Source organism: Blastomonas natatoria, from assembly GCF_003201955.1.
In the GTDB taxonomy this organism is placed as follows: domain Bacteria; phylum Pseudomonadota; class Alphaproteobacteria; order Sphingomonadales; family Sphingomonadaceae; genus Blastomonas; species Blastomonas natatoria.
The window spans coordinates 147,426-165,698 of sequence record NZ_QJJM01000004.1; the positions used below are offsets into that span (position 1 = coordinate 147,426).

The window sequence follows — 18,273 nt, forward strand, 5'->3', positions numbered from 1 at the left end:
GCAGCGTCACGGTGCGACCCGGGCCTTGTTTCCAACCGGTACAGAACAAGGTTGCCATTTGATGATGAAGTCCCGCCTCGCCCGAGCCTCTGCCATTGCCCTTGCGGTGGCGCTGGTGCCCGTCACCACATCGGCCATTTCGCAGGTCGAATCCGACACCCAGGCAGAGATCGCGAAATTCGTGGACATTTTCGAACGGGTGAAGGCCGACTATGTCGAGCCGGTCGACGACGACAAGCTGGTCCGCGGTGCCATCGACGGCATGCTGGCGGCGCTCGATCCGCACTCCAGCTATCTCGACGCGCGCGATTTCGCCAATCTGCGCACCCAGACCGAAGGCATGTATGGCGGCCTGGGCCTCTCGGTGACGATGCAGGACGGCGCGGTCAAGGTGATTGCCCCGACGCGCGAAACCCCTGCCGACAAGGCCGGCATCAAGGCCGGCGACTATATCACGCATCTTGACGGCAAGCTCATCTATGGTGGCACGCTCGACGATGCGGTCGATCAGATGCGCGGCGAACCGGGCACGTCGATCAAGCTCACCATCGTGCGCGAGGGCCGCGACAAGCCGTTCGACGTCACCATCACCCGTGCGATCATCGACTTGAAGCCCGTCACCTGGGAGGTGAAGGACGATATCGGCATCATCACCATCGCCAGCTTCACCTCGAGCGTCGGCGAGGACGTCAACGAGGCGATCCGGGGCATCGAGGCCAAGCTGGGCCGCAAGCCGACGGGCTATGTGCTCGACATGCGCTCCAATCCCGGCGGTCTGCTCGACGAGGCGGTCGCCGTCTCTGATGTCTTCCTGCAAAAGGGCGAAATCGTCTCGCAGCGCGGCCGGCACAAGGGCGATATCGAGCGCTATTACGCGCGTCCCGGCGACAGCACCGGCGGCCTGCCGCTGATCGTGCTGGTCGATTCCGGCTCGGCCTCGGCCTCCGAAATCGTGGCAGGTGCTCTGCAGGATCATCGCCGCGCGTTGATCATGGGTGAGCGCAGCTTCGGCAAGGGATCGGTGCAGACGCTGCTGCCGCTGTCGCGTACCTCGGCGCTGAAGCTGACGACCGCGCGCTATTTCACCCCTTCGGGCAAATCGGTGCAGGAAGGCGGGATCGAACCCGATATCGCCGTGCCGCAGATTTCCGACCCCGATTACAAGACCCGGATGAAGCTGCGCGAATCCGACCTGCGCGGCCATCTGATCAACGAGATCGGCCTGGACGACAAGGATCTGGAGGTCGACAAGCTCGAGGATCCGCGCTTCACGATGACCACCGAGCAGCTCAAGGAAAAAGGCATCGAGGACTTCCAGCTTTATTATGCGCTCGCAACGCTGCAGCGCACGACGCTGGCCAGCGCCCGATTGTCGGCAACCCGTCCCATCGCGGCGCGTTCTGCTGTCGTGGGCCGTCCGGCAGCACGTCGGAACTGACCTCGATCCATTTCCTGTTGCCGGGGGTAAAGAGCTGATATGACTTCGCGCGCGCCGCGTATCGCCGCATGGCTGGCGTTCCTTCTGCCTGCTTCGCTTCTGGGTGGAGCGCTGATCAGCCAATATGTCTTCGGGCTCTATCCGTGCGAGATGTGCTACTGGCAAAGGTGGCCGCACTGGGCTGCGCTGGCCCTGGGCGGCATAGCCGTGCTGTCGGTGCGCCGGGTGCAGGGCCTGGGCGTCGCGATGGCGGCGCTCGCTGCTGTCGCCATCGCCATCAGCGGGCTGATCGGCGGATTTCATGCCGGGGTCGAATATGGCTGGTGGGAAGGGCTGACCCGCTGCGCCACGGCGGCTCCTGTCGGCGGCACGACGGACGATGTGCTGAACTCGATCATGTCCAACCCGCTGGTCCGCTGCGACACCGCGCCCTGGTCGCTGTTCGGCATCTCTCTGGCGGGCTATAATTTCCTCTTGTCGCTGGCCGGTGCGGGCGCCATCTATGTGTTGCTGCGACGCAGGAAAACCGGGACAATTGCCGCATGACGACCCAGGAAGACGAACCCATCCAGCCCGTTCGCCGGGAGCTTGACCTGTCGGAGATGATCCGGGTCAACCAGGCGGGCGAATATGGCGCCACCCGCATCTATGCCGGGCAACGCGCGGTCATGGGCGATCATGTTCCCGAGGCGCGCGCAATTGCCGGCATGGCGGAGCAGGAAGAGGTGCACCGCGCGTTCTTCGACAGGCTGATGGCCGAACGGGGCGTCCGCCCGACCGCGCTGCAGCCGTTCTGGAATGTCGCAGGCTTCGGTCTGGGCGCCGTCACCGCGCTGATTGGTCCCAAGGCGGCCATGGCCTGCACGGTCGCGGTGGAAACCGAAATCGACCGGCATTATGCCGAGCAGCTCGAGGAACTGGGCGACAGCGATCCCGAGCTCAGCGCAGCGATCGCGAAGTTTCGGGACGAGGAACTGGAGCACAAGGACCGGGCGCTGGCCGAGGGTGCGGAACAGGCGTTCGGCTATCCGGTGATGAGCGCAGTCATTCGCATGGGCTGCCGCGCGGCGATTGCCCTGTCAAAGCGGATCTGACGCGGGCACTAAGCTCGCGTTCATCCGGTCTGGTATAGCGACCGGAACAGACGATTTACACGGAGGACGACATGATGAAGACCGGCACCCTGGCAGCGATGCTGCTGATCGGAACGGCCTTCGCCGCCCCCGCTGTTGCGCAGGAAAATGCAGGCGACAAGGTCGTCCAGAAGATCGTCTATGGCGATGATGCGTGCGAACCCTCGAGCAATCCGAACGAGATCGTCGTCTGCATGCGCATGGACGAGCAGGAGCGGTACCGCATCCCCGAAAAGCTGCGCACTGACCCCAATTCGATCGCCAATACCAGCTGGACCGAGCGCGTGCGGTCGATGGAAACCGTCGGCAATTTCGGCACCGATAGCTGCTCTCCGGTCGGCGCAGGCGGCTTTACCGGTTGTACCCAGACCCTGGTCCAGGCTGCGCGCGCCGAGAAGAAGCAGGGAGAGGAAGCCATTGCCGGTCGCCTGATCGAGGAAGAGCGTCAGCGCCGCCTGGCGAATATCGATGCAGATGCCGCAGCGGTCGAGGCGCGGCAGCTGGAGATCGAGGCGCAGCTTGACGCCCGCAAGGCAGAGCGCGAAGCCGCTGCAGCCGCGATGCGCGCACAGGCCAATGGCGAGGAAGTCCCGCCGCGTCCCGAGCCGGAAGCCCCCTCGCCCGAATAAGTCAGGCTGGCCCTGGCCAACCGACTTGCGCCACTAATACACCTTCTCCATATAGGGCTCACGGTTGCACTCTTGCGTGCGCGTGAAGGGAGCGGGTTCATGTCATTTCCGGTGGCGGACGGGTTGGATGCTGCAGCCATGCCTGAGGACCGCCATGCCGGAGAACTGCGGCCGCTCGATCGGCGCTACAGGCACGTCATCCGCATCGAGACAGGGCTTGTTCTGCTGCCCGTCCTGATCGCGGCATCGGGCATCGAACTGGCGCTGGTCACCAAGGAGATCCTGTCCGAGCACGGACCGCTGATCGCGCTGGCGCTCGCACTTTCCGCGTTCATCCTGGTCTTTCTGCCCCAGCGCCGATGGCGCCGCTGGGGCTATAGCGATGCGGACGAGCAGCTGAGGGTGGCGCGTGGCTGGATGTTCCGTACCGACACGATCGTGCCATTCAAGCGCATCCAGCACATTGATGTCGGCGAAGGGCCGATCGAGCGGCTTTTCGGTCTGGCCAGCCTGACCGTCCATACGGCCGGAACGCACAATTCCGTCGTCACGCTGCCCGGCCTGGCGCGCGCCGATGCCGAGGCGATGCGCGATGCGATGCGGCTGCACATCCGCCGAGAGGCCGAATGAGCGACACGCTGGACGCCCCAGCCCAGCTGGCATTGCCAGCCGAACAGACGGCAACCGAACGCCGGCTGCATCCGCTCACCCTGCTGCTCAATCTCTCGCGTCAGGTGCCCCAGATGATCATCGGCCTGGTCGCCTTGCGGCTGAGCGGGCCGGAAGAACTGCGTCCCTGGGTCGCGCTGATGGCGCTGCTTGCGATTCTGGGGATGTTCGGGTTCGAATTCTATCGCTGGTGGCGCTTTTCCTATCGGCTGGAGCCCGACGAGCTTCGCATCGCCAGCGGGGTGTTCAGCCGCAATGTCCGCTCCATCCCTTATGAGCGGATCCAGGACGTCAATCTGGAACAGGGGGTTTTCGCGCGCGTGCTTGGCTTGGCCAAGGTGCGGTTGGAGACCGGCAGCAGCGGCAGCGGCGACGAGGGCGCCCTCGATTCAGTCGACCTTGCCGAGGCCGAGCGTCTTCGCGATGTCATCCGCCTGCGCAAGGCGCAGAATACAGCCGAGCCGGATCAACCCGGAGCAGGCCCCGCCGAAGTCGCCGCTGACCGGATCGATGCGCCGCTGCTGTTCGCCATGGACCCCAGGCGCATCCTCATCGCCGGGGTCTTCAACTTCTCGCTGGTGTTCTTCGCGCTGGTCGGTGCGCTGCTGAACAATATCGATTTCCTGATTCCGGGCGATTTTTGGGACCCGCGTCGGCTGCTCGATTTTCTGGGACTGGACGATCTGTTTGCCGCGCTCGACATGGCCGCGCGCATTGCATCGGTGATCGCCGCATTGTTCGGCGTGCTGGTCATCGGGCTGATCGGCGGCATCATCCGCACTTTCCTGCGGGAATATGGCTTCCGGCTGGAGCGCACCGAAACCGGCTTCCGCAGGCGGCGGGGCCTGCTGACGCTGACCGATGTCGTCATGCCGCTGCATCGCATCCAGGCCGCCGTCATCGCCACCGGGCCTATCCGCCGTCGCTTCGGCTGGTACGAGCTCAAGGTGCAGAGCCTCGCGAGCGACAGCGACAAGGAGAGCGACCACAGCATAGCCCCCTTCGCCACCGAGGCAGAGCTGCGCCACGTTCTGGCCGAGACCAGGATCGGCTGGAACACCGATTATCCGGCCATGCGCCGTGTCGATCCGGCCATGTGGTGGGTGCCGCTGGTCTTTGCCCTGCCGGTTCCGATCATTGGCCTCGGCATCGCGGCGACGCTGGCCAGTCCGTGGATTGCGCTGGCCTATGCAGCCCTGCCCCTCGTCCCGCTCGCCAGCTGGCTCCACTGGCGCGCGCACCGCTATGCGCTGGTGGACGATCAGCTCTATGTCCGCCACGGATTCTGGAACCAGACGCTGATACTGCTGCCGGTGCGCCGGGTGCAGAGTGTCGATATCCGCCAGAGCTTCGTCAGCCGCTATATCGGGCTGGCAGAGATAGCGATCGGTGTTGCCGGGCGATCGGGCGCGGTGACGATCCAGGCGATCCCGCTTGGCGAAGCAACGAAGCTGCGGTCGATGCTGCTCGGCAACCAGCCCGGTGCGTGGTCATGAACCTGGAGCATTTTCAAGTTGACCGTTGACGGTCATCGGCTCGGAAAATGCGGCATCAGAAAACAAGAGCGTTTTTGCCCAATGTGAAAACGCTTGAGGGGCTGATCGCTCGATTGCGCCACTCTCCCGGGAGGACCGGCGACCGGACGCAAATAGGTCCATCTGCGTCCGGCCACCAGCCTCGCCCCGCCACGGTCAGCAACCGATGGCAGAGCGCCCGGCCTCACCAGGGGCGAGTGGTCCGTGTCAGATTGGGAAAGAGCCACGAATTGGCGGAAAGAAAGCCCTCGATGGTCGGCAGCGGGTAGCTCGAGACATGGAAGTAATCGCTGAAATACTCCCGGAACCCGTCCATCTCGAAGAAGTGCGTGCCCACGAACGTGACGTTGTGATATTCGATCCCATTGGGACCAGTCCACGAAAAGCTTGAACCGTCGGGCATCGCAAAGCCCTGGTAATTGCCTCCGCTGACCTGCTCGATTTCCTGCACAAGTAGCTCTCTCATACCGTCTCTCCGACTTTGGATGGGGCACCATTGCCCCATCGCTCTTCCGCGATGCCGTCCTGGATCAGCACGATCCTGTCGGCCGGCGTCGCGAATTCCCTATGCGTGATGATGATCTTGGTCGCCTGCACATGGCTCAGCGCTTCGCCGATCCGCGCGTGGTTGAGCGGATCGAGCGATGCGGTTACCTCGTCGGCAAAGACGATGCGCGGTGCCTGATAGAGCGCGCGGGCGATGAGGACGCGCTGGCGCTGTCCGCCGGAGAGGCTCGATCCCATGTCGCCGACCAGGCTTTCAAAACCCATGGGCATGGCGATGATCTCCTCGAAGATCGCCGCCTGCATGGCCACGGCCTCGACACGCTCCATGTCGATCTCGGGATCGAACAGTGCGATGTTTTCGGCGATCGACCCGGCATAGAGCAGGTCGTCCTGCATCACCGCCCCGATCTGCCTTCGATAGGCAGCCTTGCCATAGCTGCCGAGCGGAACGTCATCGACCAGCACCTGGCCATCGCTGGGATCGAGCAGCCCCAGCATGATCTTCATCAGCGTGGTCTTTCCGCCACCGCTGGGCCCGACGATCATCACCGTCTCGCCCGGCTCGATGACCAGCGAGATACCGCGGAGAATTTCGGGCTCGTGTTCGCCATAGCGAAAGCGAATGTCACGCAGTTCCAGCCTGCCGCTCAGCGGCGGGCGGTCGATGCCCAGCCCCGGAGGCTCGGCTTCGGGCTCGGTCAGCGCAATATCGGCAATGCGGGCAAGATGAACGTCGTTCAACCGCCAGTCGATGCCCGCCTGGACCAGCTTGGTGGAGGCCGTGAGAAACTGCTGCTTGTACGCCTGGAACGCGAAGATCATGCCGATGGTGATCTGCGCATCGATCGCCATCGAGACCGCGATATAGACGAAGAGCACATTCTCGATGCCCAGGATCGCGGTCTGGGCCGCCTCGAAGCCCGCGCTCACCCGGCCCTCGCGGATCTGCGCATTGACGGCCTCGGCCTTGCGGTTCTGCCAGATGCGCTGGCGATTGGCCTCCTGACCGAAGGTCTTGATGCCCAGCACCCCGCGCACGCTTTCGATCAGGGTCGATTGCTCGGCAGCATTGGCGCTGATCACGTTGACGTTGATCGCCTTGAGCGCATGAAGGAACGCGAGACGCAGGCCGAGATAGAAGGCCAGGGCGACCAGCGCGAGTGCAGCCAGCGCCGGGCTGTACAGTAGCATCAGGCACAGGGTCAGGATCGCCATCACCCCATCGAGCAGCGCCGCCATCAGCCCCTTGGTCAGCATCGCGACCAGCGGCTGGGTCGAGCCGAAACGGCTGATGACGTCGCCGACATGCCGCCGCTCGAACCACGACAAAGGCAGGCGCATCATGTGGCGGAACAGGTTGACCACCACCTGATAACCAAGCTCTGTTCCCAGACCCAGCAGCACCAGCGCGCGCAGCCAGCCGGTGGCCATCTGGATCAGCACCAGCATGCCGAAGCCGAAGGCCAGTACCAGCATGAGATCGACATCGAACGCCGGCAGCACCGTATCGATCGCGGTCTGCATGTAGAACGGCATGGCCAGCGCGGCGACCTGCATCAGCAGCGATAACAGGGCCACCTGAAGCAGCGCGCGGCGCAGCCCGATGGCGTTCGACCAGAGCTGGCCGAGCCGAAGACGCTGCTCTTCCCTGCGCGGACGAAAGCGCTCGGACGGGCTCAGTTCCAGCACCACTCCGGTGAAATGCGCCGACATCTCGGCGGCGGAAATTGTCCGCTCGCCATGCGCCGGATCGTGGACGCGATAGCGCAAACGGCCCCGGACGCGCGAAACACCCGCAAGCACGACAAAATGCGACAGGTCCCAGTGCAGCACGGCGGGCAGCGACAGGTTCTGGAAATCCGACGGCTCGGCGCGCAACGCGCGCGTGTTGAACCCCAGATCATGCGCGATCTTCATCAGTGACTTGAGCATCGCGCCTTTGAGCGAAATGGTAAACCGGCGGCGCAGGGTGGCCAGATCGACGGCATAGCCGTGATGCCCGGCCACCATGGCAATGCATGCCAGGCCGCATTCGGCAGCCTCTGCCTGATGCAGCATCGGCGTCCGCCGCAATCCTTGCGGATTGATAAGCGCGAGGCTGGTCAACTGCGGCTCTCGACGGCCCGCAGCGGCGCCAGCAGCCAGTCGATGAACGAGCGCCGCTCCAGCACCACATTGGCGTTCAGCGTCATGCCCGGCTGCAACGGCGCGTCCAGCCCATGCGCGCGCACAGCCTGTCGATCGGGACGAACCTTGATGCGATAGACCGACTCTTCGAGCTTGATTGCAGCATCGATCTCGCTCGGCGCGATGATCGACCGGCCCAACGTCGTGATCCGCCCGCCAAAGCTGCCGAAGCGCTGATAGGGAAAGGCATCGTACAGCAGCCGGACCGACTGGCCGGGTGTCAGGAAGCCGATCGACCGCGACGGAGCAAAGAGATGCACCTCCATCGCCGAATCCAGCGGAACGATGGTCATCAGCGGAACCCGCGCGTCGGCAAGGCGGCCCGTTGCCGTCTGCACGGTGGTCACGCGGCCCGGGACTGGCGCGGATATCGTGTAGCCTTGCTCGGCAGATTGCTGCGAACGTCCCTGCGCCAGCTGCTCGATCGCCGAGCGCAGCTCGGCAGCGTTGCTGGCACTCTCGATCGGCAATCGCGCCAGTTCCGCTTCTGCCGCCGCAATACTGGCGGATGCGGATTCCGCCTGCTGCATCAACGAGCGACTGCCTTGTTCGGCCTGCAGCCAAAGCTGCTTGCGCCGCTCGAACTCGGTCCGGGTGACAAAGCCGTCAGCGACCACCTGCTTGAGCTGCTCGAAGCTCTCGCGAGTGGATTGCGCGAGTGCCTCCTGCAATTCGGCCTGCGCCAGAATGTTCTCGCGCTGTCGGCGCGCGCCGGAAATCACCGCCAGCAAACGGGTCCGTTCGGTGCCCACGCGCTGCCCTTCAAGCGCCAGCCGCTGCTGGGTCAGCCTGGCCTGCGCGTCGATCGCCGCCAGGCTCGCGGTGGCGGTGGTCGCCCCGTTTTCGTTCTGCAATTCGGTCCGGACGGTCAGCAGCGGTGCACCGGCAGCGACGACATCGCCTTCACGGACCAGAAGCCGGATCACCGTGCCGGGCCGCGGCGCAACGATCTTGGCGACAGGTTTCATCGCCGAGACTATGCCGACGACCCGCTCTGTCCGCGCATAGCTTGCGGTCGTCGCCCAGAACACCGCCATGCCGGCCACCAGCGCGATGCCGCCGGTCATGATCCAGGATGACAGCGTGGAACGGATGACGACATGGCCATGCAGCCGCGCCGCGCGTGCGTCGATCACTTCCTTGCGAAACAGAGCCGCGACCATCCGTCACCTGTGCCGATCAGCGCGGCAGGGCCGCTGTTATTCTCGGCTTTTGAGTAACTTGCAGGTGGTCCTGAAAGAAATTAAAGTTGATTAATCCCGCTGTTCATCAAAGGCATTCATTGCGCGGGCCACGCTTCTGGCATTTCAGGGCATTTCAGGCCGGCCATGATAGTCTCGATTGTTAACATCGCGGCAGGACCGGCTTCATTCTGGCTGGAATTGTCGCGGACTCCACGATTCGATGGTCGGAATTTTTCAGCGAGATTCAGGCCTAGGCCCATTGGCGGAGCAGATTGTGATACACTCCGGTCAGCCGCACGAGCGCCGGATGCCCCTCCCCCAGTTCGCCGGCAAGCTGCTGGATCGACTGATCCAGATCGAACAGCGAGGACCGTGCGCCATCGGCTCGGACCATCGACTGGACCCAGAGGAAGCTGGCCAGCCTGCGCCCCCGCGTGACCGGCTCGACACGGTGCAGCGAGCTGGACGGATACAGCACGCCATGCCCTGCAGGTAGTTTGACCCGCTGCGCCCCAAAGGCGGTCTCGATCGTCAGTTCCCCGCCATCATAGGCTGCCGGATCTTCCAGAAAGACCGTCATCGAAAGATCGGCACGAACGCTGCCGCCCCCCTGCGGCAGCACCCGCACCGCATTGTCGACATGCAGCCCATAAGTCTGCCCGCCAGCATAGCTGTTGAACATCGGCGGGTAGATTCGGGCCGGCAGCGCGGCCGAGATGAAGGCGGGATTGCGGGCGAGCGCCGCCAGCACGATCTGCCCCGCCTGGCGCGCCTCGGCACTGTCTTCGGGAAGTTGCTCATTCTGCTTGACCAGCCGTGCCTGGTGGCCGCTGGTGGCATTGCCATCGATCCATTGCGCCTGCTCGATCAGCGCGCGAAGTCTTGAGACCTCTTCCTGGGTCAGCAGATCGGGCAAGGGCAGCAGCATGCGCGCGCTCTAGACGTTGCTGAGCACGAACGGAATTTCCACCGTTCCGCGCACCTTGACGGGGCTGCCATCGCGCAGCGTCGGGGCCCAGCGCCAGCGGCGCACGGCATCGAGTGCGGCTTGATCGAGCCGGGCAAAGCCGCTGCTGTGCGCGACCGAGATGGTCTCAACCTTGCCATCCAGTCCCAGCACCAGTGTCAGTTCCACCGTGCCCTGCTCCTTCCTGCGGCGGCTTTCGACCGGATAGCGCGGCGGGCTGCCCGAGATCATGCGTGTGCCGAGCGCATCCGACGTTACCGTGGTCGGCGGCGATGGCGGCGCTGGCGGTGCCGAAGCAACAAGGGCTGGCGGAGCAGCGATGGCCGCGACAGGAACCTGCGGCGCCGAAGTCGCCATGGTCGTCACGATCGGCGGGGGCACGATCGAGGGAATGGTGACCGGAGCAGGCTGGACACTGGTCTGCAGCGTCCGACTCTCGGGCGGCGCGGGTGTGGACGGACTGGGGGGCGGCGGCGGTGGTGCAAGATTGATCGCCACCAGGCTGTCCCGGCGCGTCTTCACCGCCTGATAGCCCAGGCTCATCAAGGCAGAGCCGAGCAGCACATGCACCGCCAGGACGATGAGAACCGCAGGAAGCCGAGACTGTCGTCCCTCGCCATAGCGTCCCGCAGGTTCATGCACCGGACCGGACTGCGGTGCCGGATGCCCCGATGGAGATTCGGGCCAGCCGGTGGACAGCGGGCATGCCCCTGTCGTCATGGTTGGCGCGAAACTTTGAGCTTCCAGCATCGAACGGCCCCATTGATGGCTAGACTGCAAATTTTGAAACTGACTCGCAATATACAAGAAGCTGCAGATATGCCAGCCTTAAGCTATCGTTTGCGCTGCGACCGACGGGTCGGGCTGCGCGCTTCGCAATGAGCGCGCAGCCCGGCACACGGGCATCAGAACCGGTAGCTCAGGCTGAACACGGCCTGGCGGGCCAGTCCCGGCTGAGCCCAGCTGCCACCCAGCTGGTTGCGCACCGTGGTCACGTATTTCTCGTTGGTGAAATTCTGGACGTTGACCTGTGCCAAAAGGCGATCGGTGATGGGGTAGGATGCCATCAACCGGTGGATGGTGTAGCTCGGGACGAAATAGGGCGTGTAGGTGTTGCTCGCCCGTTCGGCCGCTGTCGGGAAGTTCAGCAGGAACTTGCCCTGATGGTTGACGCCGTATCCCAGCTCCAGGCCGAAATCGAAGCGGTAGCTGGTGAACAGACTGCCCGAATGGCGCGGCGTGTTCTGCAACTGCGATCCTGCGGTCGGATCGGGGAAAGCCGCACTGTTGTTGCAGCCGGTCGATCCCGGATTGGCGATGCAGAAGTCGGACAGACCCTGCAGCACCTGGGAATCGAGATACATGTAGTTGGCGGAAATCGTCCAGTTGTCGGTGATGTTGCCCGACGCTCCGAATGAGACGCCCTGTACCCGCTGGCGCCCGTCGAGCCGCTGTTCGGGGAAGATCGGATCGTTCGAATTGACGCGGATGCTGTTGCGATCATTGCGGAACAGCGAGAGGCTGACCAGCAACCGCTGGTCGAACAGATCCGCCTTTGCTCCGATCTCGTAGTTCTTCGTCGTCTCGGGGGCGAGGTTGCAATTGTTGACCGTACAGGCGCCGTCGACTGCCGCCTGAGACGGGTTCTTGGAATTGCCGGTCGCGACATAGAGGCTGGTATTGGCGCTCGGCTTGAAGACCAGGCCGACGCGGTAGCTGAACAGATTGTCCTCGTTGTCGAACGGTCCGGTCGCTGCGCTGATCTGTCCCAGCGTCGCTCCGCTCGAGACATAGGTGATGGAACTGTTGGAACCACGCGCATTTTCATAGCGCACGCCGCCATTCAGCTCGAACATCTCGCTGAACTTGATCGTGTCGAACAGATAGCCCGCAATCACGCGGCGATCGCCGCGATTGCGCGCGGTCAGGATGTAGTTGACGGGGCCGGTATAGATGTTGCTGCCATAGGTGAAGCCCGCCGGGCCTTGCACCACCTCGCCCGGATTGGCGATGTTGACCAATGCAAAGGCCGGTGTGCTGCCATCGGGATTGCGCGGCAGGACGCCGTTGGTCTGGCGATAATCCTCCTGCAGATAGGAAGCCCCGATGACCAGCGAATGCTCGATCCCGCCGGTGCTGAAATCGGCGCTGAGATCGAGCTGATTGTACAGGGTATCGTTGATGATGTGGCGCTGGACGCCGCGCCCTCCTGTCGGCAGGTAGAAGCCGGCAGGAACGGTGGCCGGGCAGGCATTCTCGACCGATGGGACCGCGAACGTGCCGGGCTGGCGACCGGTCGAAGCCAGACAGAAGGTGCCGGTCGGCTGGCTGGTCACGGTATCCTGATTGATCCGTTCGTAGCGCGTCAGGTTGCGCACTGACACGCCATCCGAAATCTGGTGGCTGAAGATCGCCTGCAGCGCATCGGTCTTCGCATTCTGACGATCAAGATTGGCGAAGCCGTAATAGCCCGAGCGGTCAAAATCATCGAGGAAACCGCCGAGATTGGCGTAATATCGCAGGCCGTACTGGGGCATGGCCTTGTCGTCCAGGTGCTCGAATTGTAGCGTAAGGTTCGTCGGGCTGTCGATGCCGATGGTGATCGCGGGCGCAACGCCCCAGCGCTCGTAGAATTCGACATCGCGGCCGGGAACGTCATTCTCGTGATAGACGGCGTTGAGGCGCACTGCGATGAGGTCCGACAGGCGCTGGTTCATGTCCACCGTGGCGCGATAGTAATTGTCGGTGCCTATTCCGGCATTGAGGACGGTCTGGTTGGTGGCCAGCGGCTTCTTGGTGACGAGATTGATGTTGCCGGCGACCGATCCGCCGCCACTGAACACGCTGTTGGCGCCGCTGGTGACTTCAACCTGTTCGATATTGTAGGTTTCGTTGCGGTTCTGGAAAGCTGAGCTGCGCACGCCATCGATGGTGACATCGTTCTTCGCATCCTGTCCCTGCAGGATGATGCGATCGCCATAGCCGAAGCCGCCCTCGCCCGCACCAAAGGTTACACCCGGGACGTTCTGCAGCACCTCGCGCAGCGTCAGCAGATTCTGCTGCTGGATGCTCTTGGAAGAAATGACCGTGATCGTCTGCGGCGTGTCAAGCAGGGGCGCCGTATATTTGGGCGACGCTGCCTTTTCGACCTTAACCTCGCTCTCCTCGATCGCGCTGTCGGTGACCGTCACCCCGCCTAGTCGCTGGCTGGATTCGGGCTCCTGTGCCCAGGCCGGGCTGGAAAAGGCGATGGCGCCGACGCAGCTCAATGCGAGCAGGGGTGGTGTTGTTTTCGCAGCAGTCACTTGTGTCTCCCCCGAGAGAATGGAATGGGTGGACTGGGCCGCTATTGCGACTCGTTCTCAGAGTCAATCAGAATGTATCAATCTTTGTAGATTTGTATCAATTGATTATCATTCGCAACAAAACGTTTGACAGTGGCTGCGAGCTTGCGCAGATGCGCAGCTTCAACGTGTCATTCAGACCATCCAGGCGGCGGGAAACCACAGTGTCGTTGCAGCAATCCAATCCATCGGCGAACGGCGCTTCGGTCAGCGGCGCTGCGGCTGGGGACGCGGAAAAAGCCGACACGAACCGCAACGAACAGGCGTCCCCGGCAAACTTGGCCCGGGCAGCCGCATCACCCCGGCGGCTCATACCAAAGCGGAAGAAGCGATCGGCCAAGCAGTTCTGGGTAAAGCAGCTGCACAGCTGGCACTGGATCAGCGCGGCGATCTCGCTGGCGGGCATGTTCGTGTTCGCCATCACCGGCATCACGCTCAACCACGCGTCGACCATTGCTGCGGAACCCCGCATTGTCACGACCTCGGCGGATCTGCCGCAATCCATGGTCGAATTGCTTCGCCGCTCGCCACGATCGGGCAATGCGCCGCTGCCCGAAGCGCTCCGCTCGCAAGTAGAGCAGGCCGTGGGCATCGACGCCGGAAGCACGCCCGCCGAATGGAGCGAGGCTGAGGTCTATGTCGCCATCCCAGGCCCCGGCAGCGATGCCTGGGTGAGCATCGATCGCGCCAGCGGGGCTATGGAGGCCGAACGCACCGACCGGGGCTGGGTGTCGTTCTTCAACGACCTGCACAAGGGCCGCAATACGGGCACCGCGTGGTTCTGGCTGATCGATGTGCTGGCGGTGGCCTGCGTCATCTTCACCTTTACCGGCTTGCTGCTGCTGCAACTGCATGCCCGGCACCGTCCTTCGACATGGCCGCTGGTGGGCCTGGGCACCGCCGGTCCGCTGATCATCATCCTGTTCTTCATGCACATGTGACCAAGTTCGAAGGAGGCCTATCGATATGAAAACCAGCATTGCCATCGCGGTCAGCATGGTCGCGGCCCCGGCCACCGCCGGAACGGTCACGGTGACCATACCGCGCATCAATGTCGCCGAGTATCACGTGCCCTATGTTGCGGTGTGGATCGAACCCAAGGCGGGAGGTCCGGCACGGACGCTGGCCGTCTGGTACGATGTCGACAAGCGCGGCAACGAGCCGGGCACCAAGTGGCTGGCGGACCTGCGCACGTGGTGGCGCAAGGGCGGTCGCAGCCTGAACCTGCCAGCCGATGGCGTCAGCGGCGCCACGCGCGCACCCGGCGCCCATCGCATAGCCATTCCCGCCAATGTGAAGCCGGGAGAATATACCCTGTTCGTCGAGGCTGCACGCGAGGAAGGCGGCCGCGAGCTGGTGTCTGTCCCGCTCAGCATTCCCGCTCGCGCGGGCAAGGCGTCCGGCAAGACCGAACTGGGTGCCGTCACTGTCACTGCCCGTTGATCGTCTAGCAGAAAGGCCAATCCATGATCCGCAAATCGCTGTTGTTCACCGCCGCTGCCTGCGGCCTTGCCATGCCCGCCTTTGCGCATAACGCGTGGCTCCTCCCCTCGACCACCGTCCTGTCGGACACCCAGCAGAGCGTGACGGTCGACGCCGGTGCCTCGACCGCGCCGTTCGAGGCCAATCATGCTCCGGTGAATGTCGAGGGCATCAAGGTCTGGGCACCCGATGGCAGCATGGGTACCGCCGAGAACGCGGCGCGCAGCCGCTATCGCTCCACGTTCGACGTGAAGATCGACAAGCCGGGCACATGGCGCATCGGCATGGAGAACAACGGCGTCTCGGGCAGCTTCAAGGTTGATGGCCAACCCTGGATGGTCGGTCGCCGCCGCGGCCCACCGCCGGGTGCACCGGGCGCTGGCGGTTCCGGAGCAGGTGGTCCGGGCGCAGGTGGTCCGGGCGCGAGCGGTGCGGCTGCAGGCAATCCGGGAGGACGGCCGCGCATCGACCCCAGTCGTGTCGTCGCCAGCGTCGAAGAAATCCCGGCCAATGCGACCGATCTCGACCTCACCGAAACCATGAGCCGCAACGAGTTCTTCGTGACCGCCGGAGAGCCCAGCGACACCCTGTTCAAGCCGACCGGCAAGGGCCTCGAGTTCGTCCCGGTCACGATGCCTACCGATCTCGTGTCGAACGAACCGGCACAGTTCCGCTTCCTCGTCGATGGCCAGCCCGCCAAGGGGCTGGAGGTCGAAGTCATTCCGGGCGGACGCCGATATCGCGAGAGCGACGGTACACAGAAGCTCACCACCGACGACCAGGGCGTGTTGACCGTGAACTGGCCGATGGCGGGCATGTATTGGCTCAATGCCAGTCTGACCGACACGAAGCCCGGCAACCCCAAGGCTGCCAGGCGCCGTATGGGCTATACCGCAACGCTGGAAGTGCTGGCTCCATGAACCAGGGGATACCGGCACCGCGCATTGCGGTGCCGGACGCCATCGACCCGGCAGCCTTCCGCAGCTTCGACCCGCGCGCGCGGGTCGTCGATCTGACAGGCGAGACGATGGGCACGACATGGCGGGTCCGCGCGGCATTGCCCCAGTCCATCGGGGTCGATCAGACCGCATGGCGTGGGATCATCCAGTCCCGGCTTGACAGCATCGTGCAGGACATGAGCCATTGGGACGCATCGTCCAGCCTTTCGCGATTCAACAACGCGAATGCCGGCAGCGTTATGGCGCTCTCCCCCGATATGGCGGCCGTCATCTCTGCAGGGCTGGCCATTGCCGATGCCTGTGATGGCGCTTTTGACCCGGCCCTCGGTCGGGTCACCGACATCTGGGGCCTGGGACCCAATGCGGCTGGCAATCCCCCTGCCAGCACTGCCATCTGTTGCGCGATGGCTGCGGGAAACTGGCGCCGCCTTCTGTTTGACCCGCAGCGCAGGACCCTGCGCCAACCCGGTGGGCTGTGGCTCGATCTTTCGGGGATTGCCAAGGGCTTTGCCGTCGATGCCCTTGCCGACCTGCTGGCTGAGCGGGGCGTGCAGCATTGCCTGGTCGAGATCGGCGGCGAATGCACCGGGCGCGGATTGCGCCCTGACGGCGATCCCTGGTGGGTCGATGTCGAGGACCCGCCCGGAACGTCCCTGCCCTGCTTGCGCATTGCGCTGCACCAGCTCGCCATAGCGACCTCGGGCGATTATCTGCGCGGCGCCCATAGCATCGACCCGCGCACCGGACGGCCTGCGATCCACGCGACCACCGCAATCACCGTGCTTCACACCCGCTGCATGCAGGCCGATGCCTGGGCAACGGCGCTGAGCGTCTTGGAACCGGATCCTGCTCGGGCGATGGCACTGCAGCAGGGGCTCGCGGTGCGCATGGTGCTGCGCGATGGCCAGGAATGGCTCAGCCCTTCGCTGGCTGCGATGCTGGAGGGCGAAGATGCTGCCGCCGCTTGACCATATTCCGCGCGAGATCGCCTCGCTTGGCGATTATGAAGCGGCCGCCCGGCAACGGATCGACCCAGCGGCATGGGCCTATCTCAACGCCGGCGCAGGCGACGAATGGACGATGCACGAGAATGTCTCCGCCTTCTCCCGGCTGCCGCTGCGCACCCGCGTTCTCAGGAGCATGCAGGGCGCCAGCACCGCAACCAGCTTGTTCGGCTGCACCCTCGACTCGCCGATCCTGATCGCACCGACCGCCTATCACCGCCTTGCCCATCCCGACGGCGAACAGGCAACGGTTCTGGCCGCAGGCGCCACCGGCACGGCCATGGTGGTCAGCACCCAGGCCAGCCTGCCGCTCGAAGACCTGGCTGCTGCGGCCGCCGGACCCTTGTGGTTCCAGATCTATATCCAGCCCGATCGGGACTTTACCTCGGCATTGGCCGAACGGGCCGAGGCAGCGGGCTATCGTGCCCTGGTCGTCACCGTCGATGCACCGGTCAATGGCCTGCGCAATGCCGAGGCGCGCGCCGGATTTGCGCTGCCGCCGGATATCCGTCCGGTCAATCTGAACGGGATGCGGATGCCGGACCAGGATGCGGCAATCAGGGCACTGCTGTTCGGTACGCCCGTGCTCGATCATGCCGCAATCTGGGACGATCTCGGCCAGTTGAGGGCGCGCACCCGGCTGCCGATCATTGTCAAGGGCATCGCCTGTCCCGAAGACGCGACCCTCGCGCTGCAATGCGGTGTGGACGGCATCATCGTCTCGAACCATGGCGGGCGCGTTCTCGACGGAATGCCTGCCAGTATCGACCTGCTGCCCGCCGTCGTCGAAGCCGTGAACGGATGGGTGCCGGTGCTGATGGATGGCGGCATTCGACGGGGCAATGACGTGGTGCGGGCGCTGGCGCTCGGAGCGCAGGCCGTGCTGATCGGCAGGCCCATCCTGCATGCACTCGCCACGGCAGGTGCGCTGGGCGTTGCCCATGCGATCCGTGTGCTCCGCGCGGAGCTGGAATTGGCCATGGCGCTGACGGGATGTCGAACGCTTGAAGATATTGGGCGCCATTGCCTGCACGGATCATCATTGGCCCAGATTTGGCCTTTCGATCGCACGGACGATCTCTGCTTGGACCCCGAGCGTTAGATTAAAACGGCCGATGCCCCTGAAATATAATATAATGTCTGGACACGCCGCGCGCGTTGCCGATAGGCATTTGCCAAGGGCGCGAGCGTGCTGCGCGCCGTTGATCGGATATCCGGGGCCATGCAGGGGCGAG

18 protein-coding genes are annotated in these 18,273 nt (G+C 64.0%); 11 read left to right on the top strand and 7 right to left on the bottom strand.

Going from position 1 to position 18,273, the window contains the following annotated elements:
* Window positions 1–64: 64 nt before the first annotated feature.
* The 6 genes from C7451_RS06435 to C7451_RS06460 all read left to right on the top strand — a co-directional run bounded on the left by C7451_RS06435 (window position 65) and on the right by C7451_RS06460 (window position 5,365).
* A complete protein-coding gene (locus C7451_RS06435; RefSeq protein ID WP_425266466.1) occupies window positions 65–1,438 on the top strand; it encodes a S41 family peptidase in 1,374 nt (457 codons plus the stop codon).
* A 39-nt stretch (window positions 1,439–1,477) separates the two neighbouring features.
* On the top strand, window positions 1,478–1,984 hold the full coding sequence (locus C7451_RS06440) for a disulfide bond formation protein B (RefSeq protein WP_110298138.1): 507 nt from the start codon (window positions 1,478–1,480) through the stop codon (window positions 1,982–1,984).
* Entirely contained in the window at window positions 1,981–2,532 is a 552-nt protein-coding gene (locus C7451_RS06445) for a demethoxyubiquinone hydroxylase family protein (protein ID WP_167398447.1), read from the top strand. The genes C7451_RS06440 and C7451_RS06445 overlap by 4 nt, the downstream gene beginning before the upstream one ends.
* 71 nt (window positions 2,533–2,603) lie before the next feature.
* Window positions 2,604–3,200, top strand: a complete 597-nt coding sequence (locus C7451_RS06450) for a hypothetical protein (protein ID WP_110298139.1) — start codon at window positions 2,604–2,606, stop codon at window positions 3,198–3,200.
* A gap of 99 nt (window positions 3,201–3,299) precedes the next feature.
* A complete protein-coding gene (locus C7451_RS06455) occupies window positions 3,300–3,830 on the top strand; it encodes a PH domain-containing protein (RefSeq protein ID WP_244181671.1) in 531 nt (176 codons plus the stop codon).
* On the top strand, window positions 3,827–5,365 hold the full coding sequence (locus tag C7451_RS06460; RefSeq protein ID WP_110298140.1) for a PH domain-containing protein: 1,539 nt from the start codon (window positions 3,827–3,829) through the stop codon (window positions 5,363–5,365). The genes C7451_RS06455 and C7451_RS06460 overlap by 4 nt, the downstream gene beginning before the upstream one ends.
* A gap of 223 nt (window positions 5,366–5,588) precedes the next feature.
* Here the strand turns inward: C7451_RS06460 and C7451_RS06465 are convergent, their stop codons facing one another.
* The 7 genes from C7451_RS06465 to C7451_RS20210 form a co-directional block, all read right to left on the bottom strand.
* A complete protein-coding gene (locus tag C7451_RS06465; RefSeq protein ID WP_146215295.1) occupies window positions 5,589–5,870 on the bottom strand; it encodes a hypothetical protein in 282 nt (93 codons plus the stop codon).
* Entirely contained in the window at window positions 5,867–8,017 is a 2,151-nt protein-coding gene (locus C7451_RS06470; protein ID WP_146215296.1) for a peptidase domain-containing ABC transporter, read from the bottom strand. Before C7451_RS06470 ends, C7451_RS06465 begins: the two co-directional genes overlap by 4 nt.
* A complete protein-coding gene (locus C7451_RS06475) occupies window positions 8,014–9,261 on the bottom strand; it encodes an HlyD family secretion protein (RefSeq protein ID WP_110298143.1) in 1,248 nt (415 codons plus the stop codon). Before C7451_RS06475 ends, C7451_RS06470 begins: the two co-directional genes overlap by 4 nt.
* Window positions 9,262–9,532: 271 nt before the next feature.
* Window positions 9,533–10,210: a Fe2+-dependent dioxygenase gene (locus C7451_RS06480; protein WP_110298144.1), complete on the bottom strand. Its 678-nt coding sequence runs from the start codon at window positions 10,208–10,210 to the stop codon at window positions 9,533–9,535.
* A 9-nt stretch (window positions 10,211–10,219) separates the two neighbouring features.
* Complete coding sequence (locus tag C7451_RS06485; protein ID WP_110298145.1) at window positions 10,220–10,999, bottom strand: energy transducer TonB; 780 nt, start codon at window positions 10,997–10,999, stop codon at window positions 10,220–10,222.
* Between the two features lie 155 nt (window positions 11,000–11,154).
* Window positions 11,155–13,554 (bottom strand): TonB-dependent receptor, encoded by a 2,400-nt coding sequence (locus tag C7451_RS06490; RefSeq protein ID WP_110298146.1) that lies wholly within the window; start codon window positions 13,552–13,554, stop codon window positions 11,155–11,157.
* A 97-nt stretch (window positions 13,555–13,651) separates the two neighbouring features.
* Window positions 13,652–14,014, bottom strand: coding sequence for a hypothetical protein (locus C7451_RS20210; protein ID WP_244181709.1), 363 nt, complete (start codon window positions 14,012–14,014; stop codon window positions 13,652–13,654).
* Between C7451_RS20210 and C7451_RS06495 the strand changes: the two genes are divergently transcribed.
* The 5 genes from C7451_RS06495 to C7451_RS06515 are packed head-to-tail and all read left to right on the top strand — an operon-like array spanning window position 13,905 to window position 18,140.
* Window positions 13,905–14,534 (top strand): PepSY-associated TM helix domain-containing protein, encoded by a 630-nt coding sequence (locus C7451_RS06495; protein ID WP_244181702.1) that lies wholly within the window; start codon window positions 13,905–13,907, stop codon window positions 14,532–14,534. The two genes, C7451_RS20210 and C7451_RS06495, sit on opposite strands and share 110 nt — an antisense overlap.
* Before the next feature lie 25 nt (window positions 14,535–14,559).
* Window positions 14,560–15,036, top strand: a complete 477-nt coding sequence (locus C7451_RS06500) for a DUF2271 domain-containing protein (protein WP_110298147.1) — start codon at window positions 14,560–14,562, stop codon at window positions 15,034–15,036.
* Between the two features lie 23 nt (window positions 15,037–15,059).
* The gene (locus C7451_RS06505) at window positions 15,060–15,995 is read left to right on the top strand and encodes a DUF4198 domain-containing protein (RefSeq protein ID WP_110298148.1); all 936 of its coding nucleotides are present in this window, start codon (window positions 15,060–15,062) and stop codon (window positions 15,993–15,995) included.
* Window positions 15,992–17,002: an FAD:protein FMN transferase gene (locus tag C7451_RS06510; RefSeq protein ID WP_244181673.1), complete on the top strand. Its 1,011-nt coding sequence runs from the start codon at window positions 15,992–15,994 to the stop codon at window positions 17,000–17,002. Before C7451_RS06505 ends, C7451_RS06510 begins: the two co-directional genes overlap by 4 nt.
* Entirely contained in the window at window positions 16,986–18,140 is a 1,155-nt protein-coding gene (locus C7451_RS06515) for an alpha-hydroxy acid oxidase (protein ID WP_110298149.1), read from the top strand. Before C7451_RS06510 ends, C7451_RS06515 begins: the two co-directional genes overlap by 17 nt.
* The last annotated feature ends 133 nt before the right edge of the window (window positions 18,141–18,273 follow it).

Bases quoted from the DNA above. Each gene is read 5' to 3' on its own strand.
- C7451_RS06510 (WP_244181673.1), top strand. From the start codon at position 15,992: ATGAACCAGGGGATACCGGCACCGCGCATTGCGGTGCCGGACGCCATC.
- C7451_RS06505 (WP_110298148.1), top strand. From the start codon at position 15,060: ATGATCCGCAAATCGCTGTTGTTCACCGCCGCTGCCTGCGGCCTTGCC.
- C7451_RS06485 (WP_110298145.1), bottom strand. From the start codon at position 10,999: ATGCTGGAAGCTCAAAGTTTCGCGCCAACCATGACGACAGGGGCATGC.
- C7451_RS06450 (WP_110298139.1), top strand. From the start codon at position 2,604: ATGATGAAGACCGGCACCCTGGCAGCGATGCTGCTGATCGGAACGGCC.
- C7451_RS06445 (WP_167398447.1), top strand. From the start codon at position 1,981: ATGACGACCCAGGAAGACGAACCCATCCAGCCCGTTCGCCGGGAGCTT.
- C7451_RS06435 (WP_425266466.1), top strand. From the start codon at position 65: ATGAAGTCCCGCCTCGCCCGAGCCTCTGCCATTGCCCTTGCGGTGGCG.
- C7451_RS06455 (WP_244181671.1), top strand. From the start codon at position 3,300: ATGTCATTTCCGGTGGCGGACGGGTTGGATGCTGCAGCCATGCCTGAG.
- C7451_RS06465 (WP_146215295.1), bottom strand. From the start codon at position 5,870: ATGAGAGAGCTACTTGTGCAGGAAATCGAGCAGGTCAGCGGAGGCAAT.
- C7451_RS06475 (WP_110298143.1), bottom strand. From the start codon at position 9,261: ATGGTCGCGGCTCTGTTTCGCAAGGAAGTGATCGACGCACGCGCGGCG.
- C7451_RS06480 (WP_110298144.1), bottom strand. From the start codon at position 10,210: ATGCTGCTGCCCTTGCCCGATCTGCTGACCCAGGAAGAGGTCTCAAGA.
- C7451_RS06515 (WP_110298149.1), top strand. From the start codon at position 16,986: ATGCTGCCGCCGCTTGACCATATTCCGCGCGAGATCGCCTCGCTTGGC.
- C7451_RS20210 (WP_244181709.1), bottom strand. From the start codon at position 14,014: ATGGCGAACACGAACATGCCCGCCAGCGAGATCGCCGCGCTGATCCAG.
- C7451_RS06440 (WP_110298138.1), top strand. From the start codon at position 1,478: ATGACTTCGCGCGCGCCGCGTATCGCCGCATGGCTGGCGTTCCTTCTG.
- C7451_RS06500 (WP_110298147.1), top strand. From the start codon at position 14,560: ATGAAAACCAGCATTGCCATCGCGGTCAGCATGGTCGCGGCCCCGGCC.
- C7451_RS06460 (WP_110298140.1), top strand. From the start codon at position 3,827: ATGAGCGACACGCTGGACGCCCCAGCCCAGCTGGCATTGCCAGCCGAA.